14 protein-coding genes are annotated in these 18,342 nt (G+C 42.2%); 8 read left to right on the top strand and 6 right to left on the bottom strand.

The window, feature by feature from the left end; translation table 11 throughout:
* Positions 1 to 95: 95 nt before the first annotated feature.
* Positions 96 to 977: a 50S ribosomal protein L11 methyltransferase gene (prmA, locus tag Q4600_RS14185; RefSeq protein ID WP_303517066.1), complete on the bottom strand. Its 882-nt coding sequence runs from the start codon at positions 975 to 977 to the stop codon at positions 96 to 98.
* Between the two features lie 383 nt (positions 978 to 1,360).
* On the opposite strand from prmA, the gene Q4600_RS14180 reads away from it, so the two are divergent.
* From Q4600_RS14180 to Q4600_RS14170, 3 genes are all read left to right on the top strand, one after another.
* The gene (locus tag Q4600_RS14180) at positions 1,361 to 2,101 is read left to right on the top strand and encodes a fumarate reductase cytochrome b subunit (RefSeq protein ID WP_102529536.1); all 741 of its coding nucleotides are present in this window, start codon (positions 1,361 to 1,363) and stop codon (positions 2,099 to 2,101) included.
* 69 nt (positions 2,102 to 2,170) lie between these two features.
* Positions 2,171 to 4,159 carry a fumarate reductase flavoprotein subunit gene (locus tag Q4600_RS14175; protein WP_303517065.1) on the top strand — a complete coding sequence of 663 codons (1,989 nt, stop codon included), beginning with the start codon at positions 2,171 to 2,173 and terminating at the stop codon, positions 4,157 to 4,159.
* Positions 4,159 to 4,896 carry a fumarate reductase iron-sulfur subunit gene (locus Q4600_RS14170; RefSeq protein ID WP_102529538.1) on the top strand — a complete coding sequence of 246 codons (738 nt, stop codon included), beginning with the start codon at positions 4,159 to 4,161 and terminating at the stop codon, positions 4,894 to 4,896. Before Q4600_RS14175 ends, Q4600_RS14170 begins: the two co-directional genes overlap by 1 nt.
* 666 nt (positions 4,897 to 5,562) lie before the next feature.
* On the opposite strand, the gene Q4600_RS14165 is transcribed toward Q4600_RS14170, so the two are convergent.
* Positions 5,563 to 5,901: a cytosolic protein gene (locus Q4600_RS14165; RefSeq protein WP_248956840.1), complete on the bottom strand. Its 339-nt coding sequence runs from the start codon at positions 5,899 to 5,901 to the stop codon at positions 5,563 to 5,565.
* 1,654 nt (positions 5,902 to 7,555) lie between these two features.
* Here Q4600_RS14165 and Q4600_RS14160 point away from each other — a divergent pair.
* A complete protein-coding gene (locus Q4600_RS14160) occupies positions 7,556 to 8,383 on the top strand; it encodes a TIGR02391 family protein (protein ID WP_303517064.1) in 828 nt (275 codons plus the stop codon).
* A gap of 228 nt (positions 8,384 to 8,611) precedes the next feature.
* Here the strand turns inward: Q4600_RS14160 and Q4600_RS14155 are convergent, their stop codons facing one another.
* Positions 8,612 to 9,208 carry a response regulator transcription factor gene (locus tag Q4600_RS14155; RefSeq protein WP_102529374.1) on the bottom strand — a complete coding sequence of 199 codons (597 nt, stop codon included), beginning with the start codon at positions 9,206 to 9,208 and terminating at the stop codon, positions 8,612 to 8,614.
* A 205-nt stretch (positions 9,209 to 9,413) separates the two neighbouring features.
* On the opposite strand from Q4600_RS14155, the gene Q4600_RS14150 reads away from it, so the two are divergent.
* The 4 genes from Q4600_RS14150 to nrfD all read left to right on the top strand — a co-directional run bounded on the left by Q4600_RS14150 (position 9,414) and on the right by nrfD (position 15,371).
* Complete coding sequence (locus Q4600_RS14150; RefSeq protein WP_303517063.1) at positions 9,414 to 11,213, top strand: sensor histidine kinase; 1,800 nt, start codon at positions 9,414 to 9,416, stop codon at positions 11,211 to 11,213.
* A 352-nt stretch (positions 11,214 to 11,565) separates the two neighbouring features.
* Positions 11,566 to 13,842, top strand: a complete 2,277-nt coding sequence (phsA, locus tag Q4600_RS14145) for a thiosulfate reductase PhsA (RefSeq protein ID WP_303517062.1) — start codon at positions 11,566 to 11,568, stop codon at positions 13,840 to 13,842.
* Between the two features lie 12 nt (positions 13,843 to 13,854).
* On the top strand, positions 13,855 to 14,427 hold the full coding sequence (locus Q4600_RS14140; protein WP_102529371.1) for a 4Fe-4S dicluster domain-containing protein: 573 nt from the start codon (positions 13,855 to 13,857) through the stop codon (positions 14,425 to 14,427).
* Positions 14,424 to 15,371 (top strand): NrfD/PsrC family molybdoenzyme membrane anchor subunit, encoded by a 948-nt coding sequence (nrfD, locus tag Q4600_RS14135; RefSeq protein WP_102529370.1) that lies wholly within the window; start codon positions 14,424 to 14,426, stop codon positions 15,369 to 15,371. The genes Q4600_RS14140 and nrfD overlap by 4 nt, the downstream gene beginning before the upstream one ends.
* An 80-nt stretch (positions 15,372 to 15,451) precedes the next feature.
* Here the strand turns inward: nrfD and Q4600_RS14130 are convergent, their stop codons facing one another.
* The 3 genes from Q4600_RS14130 to trxA form a co-directional block, all read right to left on the bottom strand.
* Positions 15,452 to 16,144 (bottom strand): hypothetical protein, encoded by a 693-nt coding sequence (locus Q4600_RS14130; RefSeq protein ID WP_102529369.1) that lies wholly within the window; start codon positions 16,142 to 16,144, stop codon positions 15,452 to 15,454.
* 113 nt (positions 16,145 to 16,257) lie between these two features.
* Positions 16,258 to 17,523 (bottom strand): transcription termination factor Rho, encoded by a 1,266-nt coding sequence (gene rho, locus Q4600_RS14125; RefSeq protein ID WP_102529368.1) that lies wholly within the window; start codon positions 17,521 to 17,523, stop codon positions 16,258 to 16,260.
* A gap of 353 nt (positions 17,524 to 17,876) precedes the next feature.
* Positions 17,877 to 18,203: a thioredoxin TrxA gene (trxA, locus tag Q4600_RS14120; RefSeq protein WP_102529367.1), complete on the bottom strand. Its 327-nt coding sequence runs from the start codon at positions 18,201 to 18,203 to the stop codon at positions 17,877 to 17,879.
* Positions 18,204 to 18,342: the final 139 nt, after the last annotated feature.

The raw sequence follows: 18,342 nt of genomic DNA, 5'->3' as shown, positions 1-18,342 counted from the left end.
AAATGTAACTTTTTTACTTGACTTTTAGTTGGAGAGTAGTCATCGCTCCCTTATGCGTAGATCTAGCTGCCATAAGGGATGCGCTGCCTTTACCGTTATTTGCGGGTACCTGTCAAGCGACTCCAGTCTTCTTTGTGAGCCGCTTCATCCATGATGAACCATTGGCTATAAAACTGTGAGATTTCTTCTGCTTGTTCTTCTAAGAGGCCTGATAAAGCTAATTTTCCGCCAGTTTTCACTTTTTCTGCGATCAGTGGTGCTAACTCGCGAAGTGGGCCTGCAAGGATGTTAGCCACCAAGATATCGGCTTGCAGATTCTCTGGTTGGTTTTCTGGTAAGTATAAAGCAAGCTTATCTGCAACGCCGTTACGTTCAGCGTTGGCAGTCGATGCATCAATCGCTTGGTAGTCAATATCAACACCTGTGACGGTTTTCGCACCAAGTTTAAGGGCGGCGATGGCTAAAATGCCCGAACCACAACCAAAGTCGATGACTTCTTTATCTGAAAGATCTAAACCGTCTAACCATTCAAGGCATAACGCCGTTGTTGCATGTGTGCCTGTACCGAAAGCTAAACCAGGATCAAGAATGACGTTGACTGCCTCTGGCTCAGGAATGTCGCGCCAGCTTGGGCATATCCATAAGCGTTGGCCGAATTTAATTGGGTGAAAGCTATCCATCCATTCGCGAACCCAGTCTTTGTCTTCAATTTGTTCAATTTTATGTTTAAACCCTTTACCTAAATAAGGCAGAGTTTCTAAAAAACTCACTGTTGGACTTAAGTCAGTGCCAGCATCAAATAATGCAATCACTATGGTGTCTTGCCAAAGTGGCGTTTCACCTAATTTAGGCTCAAAAATAGGGGTGTCTTTACCATCTTCATAGGTAATTGATACAGAACCTTGCTCCATTAAAAGATCACCGACTGCGTCGGCGTGGTCGCTGTTAGTGCTAATGCGAAGTTGAATCCAAGGCATGGAGTTTTTCCTATGAGAATAATTTAATCGCGTATTGTACCTGCTTGAAGGCTAAAACAGCAGCATTTGATAGTGAAATATTACATATTTGCATCGAAAGGCTTGTTTTAGCACTTTTAACAACTGGTTAATGATTAACCTATTAATATTCATAACGAAATCAGTGTAACTCGTACTTTTGTTTGAATGTCACTATAAATAAATGAAAGATAAGCAAAATTTTGAGTTCTTAAATTTGAACAATTTGTGATTGTGATCAAGTTCTAAAAGACGATCAATGGTAAGTGAGCTTGATCACGATTTAATTTTTATGGCCAAGGCGAAATAGGGATAGCTGATAAGCTAAATTTACCAGAAATGTGTCATTAACAGGCATGGAAACTATGACTGCTTCATCGCAAACTCAAACACAAAAGATTCATGACGTCTCGTCAAAAGGGTATTTGAACCCGATTTGGGCAGCCAGAGCCGATAAATTACAAAGTGCTACCGGGTTGTTGTTAGGCTTTTTCATTATTATGCATTTGCATTTTGAATCGAGCATTTTGATCAGCAAAGATGCCTTTTATCATGTGGCGCATTTTCTTGAAGGCAGTATGTTCAGTGACAACGGACAAGGTTTTCCTGTAACGACTAAATTCGTCTCGGCATTTATGTTAATCGTCGTATTAGTGCATGCTCTGTTTGCATTAAGACGATTCCCTGCCCAAATCCAACAATGGCGAGCACTGCGCAGCCAAATGACAATTATGCCGCACCAAGATACTAAAATTTGGTTTTGGCAGTTGATCACTGGCTTTCTTTTATTCTTCCTCGCGCCAGTGCACTTGTTTGACATGATCACTAATCCTGAAATTGGACCGCATTTATCCGCTGAGCGGGTCTATCACCAAGATGTGTGGATGCTCTATATATTGCTACTCCCTGCAGTGGTCATTCATGCCATGTTTGGTTTGTATCGCGTTGCCATTAAATGGGGCATTACCACTAAACGCATGGCTGCGTTAAAGCTTGCCAAAGTGATGGTGGTGTACTTGATGATTATTGGTATCGCTAGTTTGCTTACTTATATTTTTATCGGTCAATCATTGGAGTTACCCGTGACTCCATTTGTGCCGAGCTAAAGACTAACGAGTTGTAGATGAACCAGAGTGCATTGCATTCATGGCTCATAACGTATTTAAGGAGTATCCGTGAAAATTATATATACAGACTCATTAGTCGTCGGCGCAGGCCTTGCTGGTTTACGTGTGGCTATTGCTTCAAAAGAGCGTGGTTTAGACACAGTCGTGCTATCGCTAATTCCCGCTAAGCGTTCTCACTCAGCTGCAGCACAAGGCGGCATGCAAGCCAGCCTTGGTAATACGGTTAAAGGGATGGGCGATGATGAAGATGTTCATTTCCAAGATACCGTAAAAGGGTCTGACTGGGGCTGCGATCAAGACGTAGCGCGCATGTTTGCTCATTGTGCGCCCAAAGCGGTGCGTGAACTGGCTAACTGGGGGGTACCTTGGTCACGCATTACTGCGGGTGATCGTCAGGTTGTTGTGAATGCTGAAAAGGTCACGATTACTGAAGCTGAAGAAGCGCACGGCTTAATTAATGCCCGTGATTTTGGTGGCACTAAAAAGTGGCGTACCTGTTATACCGCAGATGGTACCGGCCATTCACTGTTATATGCCGTTGATAACAAAGCCATTGAAATGGATATTCCTGTTCATGAGCGCATTGAAGCGCTATCACTTATCCATGATGGCAAACGCTGTCATGGTGTGATTGCACGCTGTTTAGTGACGGGTGAACTACGTGCCTATATTGGTAAATCAACCACGATTGCTACGGGCGGCTATGGCCGTATTTATGAAGTATCGACCAACGCAATTATCTGTGAAGGTATCGGCCAAGCATTGGCATTGGATACCGGCGTTGCGACGTTAGGGAACATGGAAGCGGTGCAGTTCCATCCAACAGCGATTGTGCCTGTGGGGATTTTAACCACAGAAGGGTGTCGTGGTGATGGTGGCTTATTGCGTGACAAAGATGGTCATCGCTTTATGCCTGATTACGAGCCTGAAAAGAAAGAACTCGCATCACGTGATGTGGTCTCGCGTCGCATGACCGAACATATGCGAAAAGGCAAAGGGGTTGATAGCCCTTATGGGCCACATTTATGGCTCGATATTACCTTGCTTGGCCGCAAACACGTTGAAACCAACTTACGTGAAGTGAAAGAAATTTGCGAAAACTTCTTAGGGATTGATCCTGCAAAAGATTGGATCCCAGTTAGGCCAACACAGCATTATTCTATGGGTGGTATCCGCACTAATGCAACTGGTGAAAGCCCGCAACTTGCAGGCTTATTCAGTGTCGGTGAAGCAGCCTGTTGGGATATGCACGGTTTTAACCGCTTAGGTGGTAACTCACTGGCTGAGACCGTTGTCGGTGGCATGATTATCGGAAAATATGTGGCCGATTATTGTGAGAAAAACACCCTTGAAATCAACACTCAATTGATTGATAACAGCATGAGCAAGTTACAAGATGAAATTGATGACTTACTTGTAGGCGACGGCACTGAAAATGTGTTTGTAATTAAGCTCGCCATGCAACGCATTATGATGGATTACGTGGGCATTTTCCGTAATGGCACTGAGCTTGAAAAAGCCATTACCGAGTTAAAAGACTTACTGCAGCGCAGCAAGAATATTGGTCTTAAGTGTAAGAAACGCCATGCCAACCCTGAGCTAGTGGAAGCATTGCGCGTACCGCGTATGTTACGTGTTGCTTTAACCGTTGCCTGTGGTGCTAACGCTCGTACAGAAAGTCGCGGAGCCCATGCCCGTGAAGATTACCCACAACGTAACGACAAAGAATGGCTTAACCGAACTCTATCCACTTGGCCTAATGAAAACGCATTGGAGCCGACGTTAAGTTACGAGCAGCTTGATGTGATGAAAATGGAATTACCACCAGGTTATCGTGGTTACGGTAATGATAATGCCGTAGCGCATCCTGATACTGCAAAACGTGAAACTCAAATCGCAGACATTCTTGCAGAGCTGGGTGATGATGCAGATCGTTTTGATAAGCAAGCGGCCATTATGCCATTTGACTTACCTGAAACATTACGTCCTCGTAATGAAAGACTAAGTGACACGATTGCTGTGTCGGGAGAGAAGTAATGACTAGCCCACGTACGATTAGTTTTGAAATTTTTCGTTATGATCCGCAAGACCCTAACGATAAACCAAAAATGGTGACTTACGAGATCACCGAAGCGCCAGGTATGACAGTGTTTATTGCATTGAACTTGTTACGTGAACAACAAGATCCATCGTTGCAATTTGATTTTGTGTGCCGCGCGGGTATCTGTGGCAGTTGCGCCATGGTGATTAATGGCAAACCCACCTTGGCTTGTCGCACGCTAACGGCTAATTTCCCTGATGGAAAAATTAAACTGATGCCATTGCCTGGTTTTGAATTGATTGGCGATTTATCGGTAAACACAGGCAAATTTATGCGTCAGCTTGCTGAGCGTTTACAATTGTGGCTACAACCTGATGCGAATGATATTGATATCCATCGCTTAGAAACGCCAATGGATCCTGCTGAAGCGGCGAAATTGTATGAGCTAGAACGTTGTGTGGAATGCGGTGTCTGTGTATCTGCTTGTGCAACTAAGCAAATGAAAGACAGTTTTGTTGGCGCAGTTGGGATGATGAAAATCGCCCGTTTTGAAATGGACAGCCGTGATACCCGTAGCGCTGAAGATTTTTATCATGTGATAGGTAATCAAGATGGCGTGTTTGGTTGTATGACCTTACTAGGTTGTCAGGATGCGTGCCCGAAAGACTTGCCTCATATGCAGCAAATTGCTTACCTACGCCGTAAAATGGCGCAGACTATTGTTAGCTGTTAATTAACCGCTAAACATTTTAAAGCCGCTAAACAGCAATGTTCAGCGGCTTTTTTGTTGATGGGCTTGGTTATTAACTATTTGATTAAATAGCGGTTGGCATATGGAATAAGCTTTGCCTTATTCCTTGATTGCTATTTGAACAAACCAAAGTCGTGGCGCTTCGCCCACACCAGACCAAAGGGGCAAAGCGCTTGCGTCCCTTTGGAAACCCTCAGCGCCCCAGACGAAAAATGCTGAAAAACGCATAATTTTCGATGGGGTTCGATCCAGCTTCAAACTTCATGTGTGCCTGCTTCGGCCGTTGCCGAAAAGGCCTAACGCTTCCGATAGGCCGTCCGTGGCCTAACGAAAGCTAACTTGGCATCCATGCCAAGCTCACGTCCTTTTCTCGATGACCTCAATTCAAATTGATTCTGAAAGGTTTTGTTCTGTGTCTATTAGTGGCGAATACAGTTAAATCGAAGAGACACTAATCCCAGCGTAGATGCGTTAATACCCACGAAAATATGGATGTATCTGCATAAAACGCTGCGGCAGCTAATGGATTAGATTGAGCCATGCCTTTCTGTAATAGAGCTAAAATAAATGAAGTATAAAGTTAGAGGTTGTAACTCGCTTTTACTCTTTTTCTTGCTAGGGATGCGAGTTTCAGCTTATTGAATAATTTCAGTCCATTCGGGTAATAAAGGTTTGTTCGTCATCCACAAAAGCCACAAAGCCGTCGTGATAAATAAACACCCGACCACGTCCCTCAACTAGGCAGGCAAGCTGTGGGCTTAAATCTTCTTCGTTATCCTGACTTTGAAATGTACCAGTATCGGTGATTACGCCGCTGAGTGTAGGCAAATATCCATAAGTGCGCTTGGCTTGATCAATCAGGCTCAATTCACTGGCACTAGAGAAGCAAGATGGGATAGCACCTGCTTCTTCGATAAACATCGTTTTCAGTTCTTCAAAAGCTGTAATCACTAGCCAGTCGATGTCGTTAACATGATGGATAAACATTGTTTATAAATACCTAGTTTCTGGATAATTCTGATGCAGAGATTTTATCACTATCAGGGGAGAACGTAGTAGAGGTTTAGTTGGCGATTGATTACTAAATTTGGATAAAAATTTAAATCAACGTCTAAATCAAAGTCGTGGCGCTTCGCCCACACCAGACGAAAGGGAAACAACAGCATTTCTCTTTTCGATATCCCTTGCCGCCCCAACGAAATTACTCTTTCAAAGCGAGTAAGCCTCATGCTTATTCGAAAATAGCTAACGCTTTAGACAGGCCATCCATGGCCAACTAAAGCTAGCCTGACGTCCTGTCAGGCTTACGCTATTTTCTTCAACGAATTTCAGCAATTTCAATGGGGATTTATTGCACCTGCAGGTTCATTTTATATCAACAATTATTTCCTGAAACTATCCTAGCCCTGAATGTTAAATGTGAATTGAGGCAAGCAAGAAAATTGCGTGAGTCTAGCCATGGAAGGATTGAATCAAAGTCGTGGCGCTTCGCCCACACCAGACGAAAGGGAAACAACAGCATTTCCCTTTTCGATATCCCTTGCCGCCCCAACGAAATTACTCTTTCAAAGCAAGTAAGCCTCATGCTTATTCGAAAATAGCTAACGCTTTAGACAGGCCATCCATGGCCAACTAAAGCTAGCCTGACGTCCTGTCAGGCTTACACTATTTTCTTCTACGCATTTCAGCAATTTCAATGGGGATTTATTGCACCCGCAGGTTCATTTGTATCTACAATTATTTCTTGAAATTATTCTTAGGCTTAAATGCTCAATTTGAATTGAGGTAAGCAAGAAAATTGCGTGAGTCTAGCCATGGAAGGATTGAATCAAAGTCGTGGCGCTTCGCCCACACCAGACGAAAGGGAAACAACAGCATTTCCCTTTTAGATATCCCTTGCCGCCCCACCGAAATTACTCTTTCAAAGCGAGTAAGCCTCATGCTTATTCGAAAATAGCTAACGCTTTAGACAGGCCATCCATGGCCAACTAAAGCTAGCCTGACGTCCTGTCAGGCTTACGCTATTTTCTTCAACGAATTTCAGCAATTTCAATGGGGATTTATTGCACCTGCAGGTTCATTTTATATCAACAATTATTTCCTGAAACTATCCTAGCCCTGAATGTTAAATGTGAATTGAGGCAAGCAAGAAAATTGCGTGAGTCTAGCCATGGATGGCTAGCTAGCTTTCGAGGGGAAGGGACGCCCCATCGTAAGCGTTAGTGATTTTTGCAGCTTGCCGAAGCGGGCTACATTTGAAGTTAAACGCTATAAGGTACTCCGTTGGAAATTTTGCTGTTTAAATTTCGCCGGAGCTGCGGGGTGTTCTAAGAGGGAGTCGCAGTTCACTCCCTTTTAGTCTGGTGTGGGCGAAGCGCCACGACGTTGATCTAAACGAAGTTTGGAATGAATTAGGGGGATGACGTTCATAACCCAGAGTGCATTTTATGCAATGATGGAGGTTCTTTGTTTCACTCAGGCAGATAAACTGGGGATCAGTTCTTTCTATGTTATAACTCATTGTTGATAAAGTGGTTTACTGTTAGTCTGGAATGATTACAGTACTGGCGACCTGTTCTTATTAAGACCGTTCTTATTCGGAATTCAGCCTAATATACTGTTATATTTTTTAAGGAAGCTTATGGCTGCTATTAAAAGTCTAGATTTAAGTATTATCGAATCAGTTTGTAAGTTACTTGGTAATACGGAAACTGGTTTTACTGGAACTGAAATTGGAAAGCTACTCTATGAATCAGGAATCGAAGATATTGATTCTGTAAATACCAAATGGAAAAGGCTCAATTCAGCTTTAGCCAACAAGCAAATCATAGATGGTTGCTCTAACAACGTACTGGCATTCATTCAGAATGCAATTAGCCCTGCTCGCCATTACAATAACCTTGAGTGGTTCAATGACACTCGATATCAGTTAAATAAAATTCTTAGCTTTGCTGGTTTTAATATCGGTGAAAATGGAATAATAGGAACAGTTACTAAGTCGAACACCATCAGTGAAGCAGCAGCTAGAGCGTATAAACTCAAAGACCACCTTGTTTCTCGTAATGTTCATCCCGACGTTCTAAAATATTGCAAAGAGGAGTTAGTTGTCGATAACTATTTCCACGCTGTATTTGAAGCTACAAAAAGTGTAGCTGATAAAATTAGAAATAAAACGGGTTTAACATCTGATGGCTCCGCATTAGTTGATGAAGCGTTTTCTTTTAAGCACATTCCTCATTTAGCACTCAATTCCTTAGTTACCGAAAGTGAAAAGAGTGAGCAAAAAGGCTTTATGAACTTACTAAAAGGTTTATTTGGTACTTTTCGCAATACAACAGCACACGCACCAAAAATTACGTGGTCAATAGAAGAAATTGACGCACTAGATATACTTTCAATGGTTTCTCTAGTTCACCGTCGATTAGACAAAGCAACACAAGCAAAAATGATATACGAATCAAAAATATAACAAAGCATTTAAGACGGATTCCCAACGCTCGGCATTTTCGGTTTGCTTTGAATTTCGTGTTTACGGCACAATACTTTAAGTTCAGTGGTCTGCGTTGCTCACCACTTAATGCGGCGTTACACATAGAGCATTTAACCTGAAACTCACGGATTAGAATTAATGTGCTAACGCATTTCTGTCCAAAAATAAGCTTCAAACTTTATTGATTGAAGACCTTGGTCGATATCGCTAAACCAAAGGCGCTAGCTTCATTAATTCAGCAATATTCTGCACCCCAAGTTTATCCATTAGTTTTGAACGATGAACTTCGATGGTTCTGACTGCGACGCACAATTCATTGGACATTTGTTTGTTGGTATTGCCTGCAATAACCAATTTAAAAATTTGTTTCTCACGTTCAGACAGTCCATCTATCAAGGCTAAGTGATGCATTTTCCAGTGTTGGCGAATACTGTATAGCAGTCCTTTTTCGATGGAATTGGATAGCACTTTTCCTTGCACTGGCTTTTGAAAGAAATCAAATGCGCCTTGTTTAAATGCATCGACAGCCATCGGGACATCGCCGTGTCCCGTCAGAAAAATCACAGCTAATGGACTGTTGGCTTCAGTCAGCAATTGCTGCACTTCTGGGCCAGAAAGGCCGGGCATTCTGGCATCTAAAATCACGCAACCTGCAGTAGCAAGATCTACCGAGGATAAGAACAAATCTCCTGAGTTAAAGCTAATCAGCTTATAGCCGTAACCTTCCATCAAAAAAGTAATGGAATCAATAATGGCTTCATCATCATCGACGAGATAAACAGGGCCGTTAATGTCATTTAGCATAACCGTTCCTCAATGTGGTTTTTTACAATGGCTTTCGCCATTGCTCATCAGAGTCATTCTTTGCGAAAAGTAGATGTATTATTGATAGATATCTCAGTTTGAATCGATAAGCGAACTAATTTTATATAAAGCATGAATTGCATCACGTTGCATTGTTGTTGCTCTATCGTAAGCTTATTAAACTTCTCTAATTAAGGCGTTTACTGTGCTACGAATTATCGTGTGCTTTTTACTATTGAGCTTTATTTCTTCTGCATGGGCAAAACCCCAAGAGCTACATGTGGGCGTGTTAGCTAATTGGGGAGACCAACAAGCTATCGCACGTTGGACTCCGATGATGGACTATCTTAATGAACAAGTGCCAGACACGCATTTTAACGTCTATCCAGGTAACTTTGTCGCGCTAAACCAAGCGATGGAGTCTGGGGAGATTCAGTTCATTATCACCAACCCTGGGCAATACCTTTACCTTTCTAATCAGTTCCCGCTATCTTGGCTTGCCACTATGCGCTCTCGTCGTCATAACGGTGCGACTTCTGCAATTGGATCTGCTGTTATCGTCAAAGCTGATAGTGAATACCGTACTTTGTATGACTTGAAAAACAAATCGGTTGCAGCGAGCGATCCTCATGCTTTGGGCGGCTATCAAGCCACTATTGGTTTAATGCACAAATTAGGTATGGATTCTAAAAACTATTTTAAAGAAATACACTTTTTAGGTTTTCCGCTAGACCCACTTTTGTATCAGGTCCGTGATGGTAACGTAGATGCTGCAATCACGCCTTTATGTACCTTTGAAGATATGGTGGCGCGTGGGTTAATTAAGGCCGAAGAATATAGAATATTAAACCCAAGTAAGCCCAAAGGCTTTGACTGCCAATGCAGTACACACCTCTATCCTAATTGGTCGTTTGCAGCCAATGAGAGTGTTGATAATGAGCTGAGCAAAGCTATTACCCAAGCTTTGATGAAGTTGCCTTCAGATCATCCCGCAGCCATTACGGCTCAGCTGAAAGGCTGGACGTCACCTATCAGCCAGTTAGCAGTGATTCAATTATTTAGCGAACTGCATGTGGAAAACTCTGACGTTAATCGTTGGGATACGTTATTAAAATGGCTTAAAGATAATCGACATTGGGGCATATTGGCTGTTTTCTTATTTGTGGTCGCGACGGTTTATCACTTATGGATTGAGTATCGTTTTCATCAAAAAAGTGAATCGTTAGTGGCTTCAGAAAGGCAATTAAAACAACAAGAAATTGCGTTAGAGAAGTTACAAAGTGCTGCCATGATTGGCGAGATTGGTGCTGGGCTTGCCCATGAAATAAATCAGCCTATCGCGGCCATCACCAGCTATAGCGAAGGAGCATTAATGCGCCTTGAGAATAAACACCAAATGGATAAAGACACCGCCATCGAATTACTCGGTAAGATCCATCAACAATCTACGCGAGCGGGTGAAGTGGTGCATCGAATCAGGGGGTTATTAAAGCGTAAAGAAGCTGTGATGGTTGATGTGAATATTTTGACCTTAGTGGACGAAAGTATTTCGTTATTAAAGCTTGAGTTAGCGAGAAACGATATTCGCATTGATACCAATACCCAAGGCGAACCATTCTTTATCACCGCTGATCGTGTTGGTTTAATGCAAGTGCTGATTAATTTAATCAAAAACAGTATTGATGCCATCAGTGAACAAACCCAGCCAGTTCAATCAAAGCCAGCACAAGGTAAAATTGTTATTTCGATGCATTTTAAAGAGCATCAAGTAGATGTGCAGATTATTGATAATGGACCAGGGCTACCACAAAACTCTGATGCATTAATGGCGACCTTTTTTACCACTAAAGAAAATGGTTTAGGTTTAGGGCTAGCAATTTGTAATGAGGTGATGAAGGAGCACGAAGGTACTTTTCGATTAGATAATCGTGAAGATGAGATAACAGGTTGTGTGGCCACATTGGGATTAAAGAAGAGGGGCAGTCAGCAAAAAGTTGTGAGTTAACTGAGTGAGTTTGAGCGCTAAATATAAATGCGTAATAAGAGATCGTACATACGCTGATTTATAGCCGATAAACGCTAGTTTTGTGCATTAATTCATATTTTTTAGCAATATGTGGTTAACCACAATAGCGTTATTTTGTGATTGCAGTAGGCGGTTTTTTAAACCGTGAACCCAATCACAATGCACGATGTAGACGAGTGAGTATGTGGTTTACCACAATATTCAAGGTGATTTCCTTGAGTGAGAATGATGAAAACCTTAGAACAGCTTAACAGCTTGGCAATCCAGTTTTTTGGATAATGCGAACGCCGTTTCATGTTCTTGGTCATTATTGTCATTTGGGAGATACACCATGAAACTAGATCGGCGAACCTTTATCAAAGGCGCAGGCGCAGGTACCGCAGGTTGTGCCCTTGCTGCTTTGCCCGGCTCGATTGCCGCCTTAGGCAGTGTCACAGTTCAAGGCAGTGAAGAGTCTATCGCAAGTAGTTGCGAAATGTGTTCTACACGCTGTCCAATATCAGCCAGAGTGGTTAACGGCAAAAACGTATCCATTCTCGGTAATAAAAAAGCCAAATCATTTGGTGGTGCAGTTTGTGCTCGCGGTGGTGCTGGTCATAGTTTACTTTACGATAAGCAACGTATTGTTAAACCGCTGAAGCGAGTGGGTGAACGTGGTGAAGGTAAATGGGCAGAAATCGAGTGGGATGAAGCCTATAGTTTGATTGCTGAAAACCTCAATAAAATTAAAGCCAAACACGGTGCTGAGTCTGTTGCTTTTTCGTCTAAATCTGGCTCACTTGAAGGCCATCTTTTCCACCTAGCAAAATCCTTTGGTAGTCCTAATACTTTCACCCATGCCTCAACGTGTCCTGCGGGTTATGTGGTTGCGGCTAAAGCCATTTTTGGTGGCAAAATCAAGCGTGATTTAAGTAATTCAAAGTACATCATTAATTTTGGTCATAACTTGTATGAAGGCATCAACATGTCTGAAACTCGAGGAATGATGAATGCCCAAATGGAAAAGGGCGCAAAGCTAGTCGTATTTGAACCGCGCTTTTCTATCGTGGCAGACAAAGCTGATGAGTGGTACGCGATTAAGCCTGGCACTGATGTCGCAGTTGCGTTGGCCATGTGTCATACGCTTATTCATGATGATTTGTACGATAAAGATTTTGTCGCGAAATACGTTGAAGGCTTCGATGAATTTGCTAAAGAAGTTAAAAACTACACTCCAGAGTGGGCTGAAGCGATCAGTGATGTACCAGCAGAAGATATTCGCCGTATAACCCATGAGTACGCAGCTGCAGCGCCACATGTATTAGTGGATTTCGGGCATCGTTCGTCATTCACAACAGAAGAGTTTGAAATGCGCCGCGCGTTATACGCTGCCAATGTACTGGTGGGTAACATTGAACGTAAAGGTGGTTTGTACTTCGGTAAAAAAGCGTCGAATTATAATAAGTTTGCTGGCGAAACGGTTGCACCAACCTTATCTAAGCCAGGGGTTAAAAACCTGCCTAAAATCGAAGCGAAACGCATCGATATGGTGGATGAGCAATATTCCATGTTGTGGTCATCAGGCGGAATTTATCAAACAATTCTGGATGCAACCCTTGATGCTGTGCCGTATCAACTTCATGGCTGGGTAATGAGCCGTACTAATCCAATGCAAACCATGACAGATAGAGCGCGCATTGTTGAATCAATGCAGAAGCTAGATTTTGTGGTGGCTTGTGACTTGTACATTACTGAGAGCGCAGCTTACGCCGATGTATTCTTGCCTGAATCAACCTATCTTGAACGTGATGAAGAAATTAAAGATAAGTCAGGTAAAAATCCTGCTTATTACGTGCGTCAACGAGTGGTAGATACCATTGGTGATACCAAACCAAGCTGGCAGATCTGGAAAGAGGTGGCTGACAAATTAGGTCAAGGTGAATACTTCCCTTGGGAAAATATGCAGACCTTACAGATGTTCCAAGTGAACAAAGACGTTAAATTATTAGACAAGATTAAGCGTGATGGTTGGGTCAGCTACGGTAAACCGTTAATGCTGCGTGAACCAAGCATGGTAAATACGTTTGTGTCTGAATATCCCAATGCCATTACACCTGATGAAGATTCCACTTATGCCAGTCATCTGAGCTTCAAAACGCCTTCAGGCAAGATTGAATTGAGCTCTAATAAGGTCGAAAAAATGGCGCCTGGCCGCGGGGTGATTAAATATCGCGAAGTGACTATGAAAAAAGCTGATGAGCTGTTTTTCATTCAAGGTAAAGTTGCCGTTCACACCAATGGTGCGACTCAAAATGTACCTATCTTAGCGAATTTGATGTCTGATAACGCCCTTTGGATCCATCCAATTACAGCCGGACACATGGGCATTTCTAGCGGTGATAAGATTCGAATTTTCAACGACACTGGCAGTGAAGAGGGTCATGCTCTGGTCACGCCTGGTATTCGCCCAGACACCGTATTTGCTTATATGGGCTGCGGTTCTAAAAACAAAGAGCTTGCACGTGCTACCGGTAAAGGTATTCATTGCGGCAACTTACTTCCTCACGTTACGTCTCCGGTTACTGGCATGAACTTGCACACTACCGGCGTCAAAATAGCCAAGATTTAATCGGAGTTCATTATGACTAAACGTTATGTCCTTGTGCACGATGAAAACAAGTGCATTGGCTGCCAAGCGTGTAATGTCGCTTGTCGCAGTGAAAATAATGTCCCTGAGTCGGTGACCCGTATTCAGGTTCGCGTTGAGGGGCCTTATGGCAACTTTCCTCACCTTCATTTTAAATATAATCGCGTTTCATGTGAGCAGTGTGAGAATGCTCCTTGTGTGAAAGTCTGCCCAACTGGCGCGGCCTACGTCAATGATGATGGCATTGTGTCTATCAATGAAGGCAAGTGTGTTGGTTGCTTGTATTGCGTTGCTGCTTGCCCTTACAAAGTGCGTTTTATTAACCCTGAAACCCGAGTGCCAGACAAGTGCGACTTTTGTAAAGAAACCCGCTTAGCTCGCGGTGAAGAGCCAGCTTGTGTCACGGTTTGTCCTACTCAAGCACTGACTTTTGGTGATGCCAATGATTTAACTTCTGAAGTCAGTCAGTTATTAGACACTAAAAATCATTATCAACAAAAAGTGAATCTAGGCACAGAGCCAAGGGTTTATCGCATTCCTAGCCGTAAAGGAGGGATCAAAGCATGAATAATATCTGGGGCTCAATGGAGCAATATGATCCAGTCGTTTGGAACTGGATAATCGCAGTTTACTTATTTATGGCAGGGTTATCAGCGGGTTCAATGCTGGTGGCAATAGGGCTTAAATGGTACAGGCAAAGTCGTGGCTTACCCACTGAAGGCTTACCAGTTATCAAGGCTGCAGCTGTTGTTGGACCGATCTCTATTTGTGTCGGTATGGCGTTGTTAATGCTTGACTTGACTAAGCCATTTGAGTTTTATCATATTTTACTCAACTACAACTTTACTTCAGTAATGGCTTGGGGGGTATTAGCGTTATTATTTTATATCCCGCTGGTATTTGTATTTGCAGGTTTAGTTTTTGAAAAACCGTTACTGCAATATGCGCCATGGTTATCGGGTGTGGTAAAGGTGTGTCGCAAGCTTGAAAATAGTCTGAATAAGCTGATTTTTGTACTGGCGATAGGAGTTGGGATTTACACTGGTTTCTTACTCTCTGCGTTAATTAGCTACCCGATTTTAAATACCGCTGTGTTACCTGCGTTATTTTTAGCATCGGCGCTGTCTGTGGGTTCGGCGGGTAATATCTTAGTGGCCACCTTGTTCTTCAGTAAAAAAGAGTCTGACTGTATTGAGCAAGTACACCGCATTGAATACCCTGTCGCATTCAATGAAGCCTTATGTTTAGTCTTGCTGTTTGTTGGTCTTAACTTTTCAGGTCCAGCAGCTCAGGCGGCAACATCAGCTATTACGACTGGGACTTGGGCTAGCGTATTCTGGCTAGGTGTTGTCGGACTTGGTCTAGTGGTCCCTGTACTTGCTAGTACATTAGCACCTAAGTCATGGCGTCATACTAAGGGCTTTTTAATTACGGTTTCTTGTAGCACGATTTTAGGAGTGTTAGCACTACGACATTTCGTGGTGTACGCAGGCCAAAGTTATATTAGTTAGTCTGTTTAAAATTTAGGAATTTAACCCTCAAAAAGCCGCTTAATGATTGTTAAGCGGCTTTTTATTACTAAATTATGAGTTTAGAGCGCTGTCCCTGAATCAGTGGTGATAACATTTGGTGATTGTTGAATTTGAGCTTTTAATGCTGGATCAGATAAGATTTGCAATAACTGATCTCGATATGCTCTCAATACGTTATTTTGTGGCGATTCATCAGCCTTTTCATCAACTACGTCTCTTTCTTTGAGGTTTGCTTGATGCGATAGACCCTGATCCTTATCAAATAAATAAGTATTTACTTCGGTATCAAAGCTAAACGACGATACCCAATTTAAATTGATACTGAAAAACCACTCTTGTAAATCAAGTACAAGAAGGTGTTGTGATTCTTGTTCTACTAGTACATCACTCGCAATTGTTTCAGTTGGTACAGCGTCTAAATCTGCCGGTTTTACCTGCCAACCTTTATCCGTTAATCCGAGAACAATTCTTTTTTGTAGCCATTCACTTAGAGTAAGTGATTTGTCATCTTTTTCTGTGGCAAGTAATGCATCAACATTCCAATCTACAGGAATGCCAAATGTTACATGTGCTCGGCCAATAAAGGTTTCAGGTTTACCTTCTTTAACTCTTTTTCGGTTATCAATAACGCTGATTAAAATGGGTTGTTGATTCTGATACTCAGGGGAAGGGCTTTGTTCTTGTAGATTGATAGGAGTAACACAACCTGTAAGCGTAACAATGGTGAAAAACACCAAGATAAATTTAAACACATCAAATCCTTTTTGTTTGTTAATTATTAGTTAATCCATTTGATTCTACATAAAAAAATGCCGTTAATTCAATGGAATTAACGGCATTTTTAGAATTTGCTTATAAAAACGAATTAGCTTTTAGCGCGCTTCATTGCAGTGAAGAACTCATCGTTTGTTTTGGTCATAGCCAATTTATCGATAAGGAATTCCATACCTGATACTTCATCCATAGGATTAAGGATTTTACGTAAAATCCACATCTTCTGCAGTTCATCTGGCGTAGTGAGTTTTTCTTCGCGACGTGTACCTGAACGGTTAAAGTCGATTGCAGGGAAAACACGTTTTTCAGCTGCTTTACGAGAAAGGTGTAACTCTTGGTTACCTGTACCTTTAAATTCTTCGTAAATAACTTCATCCATCTTAGAGCCAGTATCAACTAGCGCTGTTGCGATAATGGTTAAGCTGCCACCGTGTTCGATGTTACGAGCTGCACCAAAGAAACGCTTTGGACGATGAAGTGCGTTGGCATCAACACCACCGGTAAGTACTTTACCTGATGATGGGATAACCGTGTTGTAAGCACGAGCAAGACGCGTGATTGAGTCTAATAAGATAACGACATCTTTCTTATGCTCAACTAAACGTTTGGCTTTCTCGATAACCATTTCAGCCACTTGTACGTGACGTGATGCTGGCTCATCGAAAGTAGAAGCAATAACTTCACCTTTAACCATGCGCTGCATTTCGGTTACTTCTTCAGGACGTTCGTCGATTAGCAATACCATTAACACCACTTCTGGGTTGTTATGGGTAATGCTTTGCGCCATGTTCTGTAGCAGTAAGGTTTTACCTGCTTTTGGCGGTGCAACGATCAAACCACGCTGACCTTTACCAATCGGAGAACATAAATCAAGAATTCGTGAAGTGATGTCTTCAGTAGAACCGTTACCGCGTTCCATACGTAGACGATCTTCAGCATGCAGTGGGGTAAGGTTTTCGAATAAGATTTTAGAGCGAGAATTTTCAGGTTTGTCGAAGTTAACTTCGTTGACTTTTAGCAGAGCAAAATAGCGTTCACCGTCTTTTGGTGGGCGGATTTTACCAAAAATGGTATCACCGGTACGCATATTGAAGCGTCTGATCTGGCTTGGTGAGACATAAATGTCATCTGGGCCAGCTAGGTAAGAACCATCCGAACTTCTTAAAAATCCAAAGCCATCTTGGAGGATTTCTAATACGCCGCCGCCAAAGATATCTTCACCGCTTTTGGCGTGGGCTTTCAGAATGGAGAAAATGATGTCCTGCTTGCGAGCACGGGCCATATTTTCTAATTTCATGCTTTCTGCTAGTGAAACTAGGTCTGATATAGACGTGTCTTTTAATTCAGTTAAATTCATGTTGGGGGTCTTGTATTACGCGACGATGCTTACCGCAATCAATCAAAGGGTAGAACAATGTAGAAATGTGTGATTGAAAAGCGAGTAGGAGTTTAGTTGAAAAAATCTGATGAATAAATTAGCACTATATCTGCATGACGTCCAGAATTTTAGCGAAAAATCGGCACAAATTGTTCACATATTGTGCCGATTATCACTTTTCAAGCTTAAAATGCGCAGCAATGTCATAAGGTGTATCGGTTGAGTTAACTAAATATTGTTAGTTTTTAAACAATAGCGAACTAACCGTGTTAGCTCGTTATGAATAATATTCAACTTTCAATCAACAGCTGTCATTTTAATGAGAGGCTTGATTAAGCTTGTGCGTCAATAAACTCTTTTAATTGAGTCTTTGATAATGCACCTACTTTAGTGGCAACTAACTCGCCGCCTTTGAACATTAATAATGTCGGGATGCCACGTACACCGTACTTAGCAGGTGATACATTATTTTGGTCAACGTTAAGTTTAGCTACAGTGATCTTACCCGCGTACTCTTCAGCTACGTCGTCTAAGATTGGCGCAATCATTTTACAAGGACCACACCATTCAGCCCAGAAGTCTACCAATACAGGCAATTCTGAGTTAATGACGTCATTTTCGAAGCTGTCATCGCTTAGGTATACAATTTTATCGCTCATGTAAATCTCCAGATTTGGCACCATTGCTAGTTTATTAATGGCTTACCATGTATATTGGGGCGGTTAAATAGTTTTCAAGTAAACGTGTGGGCTATTTCAAACGATTAAGTCTTTTTTTGCAACACTAACGAGTATGCTT

The organism is Shewanella sp. 2_MG-2023 (assembly GCF_030548905.1).
GTDB lineage: Bacteria > Pseudomonadota > Gammaproteobacteria > Enterobacterales > Shewanellaceae > Shewanella > Shewanella electrodiphila.
The sequence above is the reverse complement of the archived record's forward strand: the minus strand, read 5'-3'. Positions and strand labels throughout refer to the sequence as shown.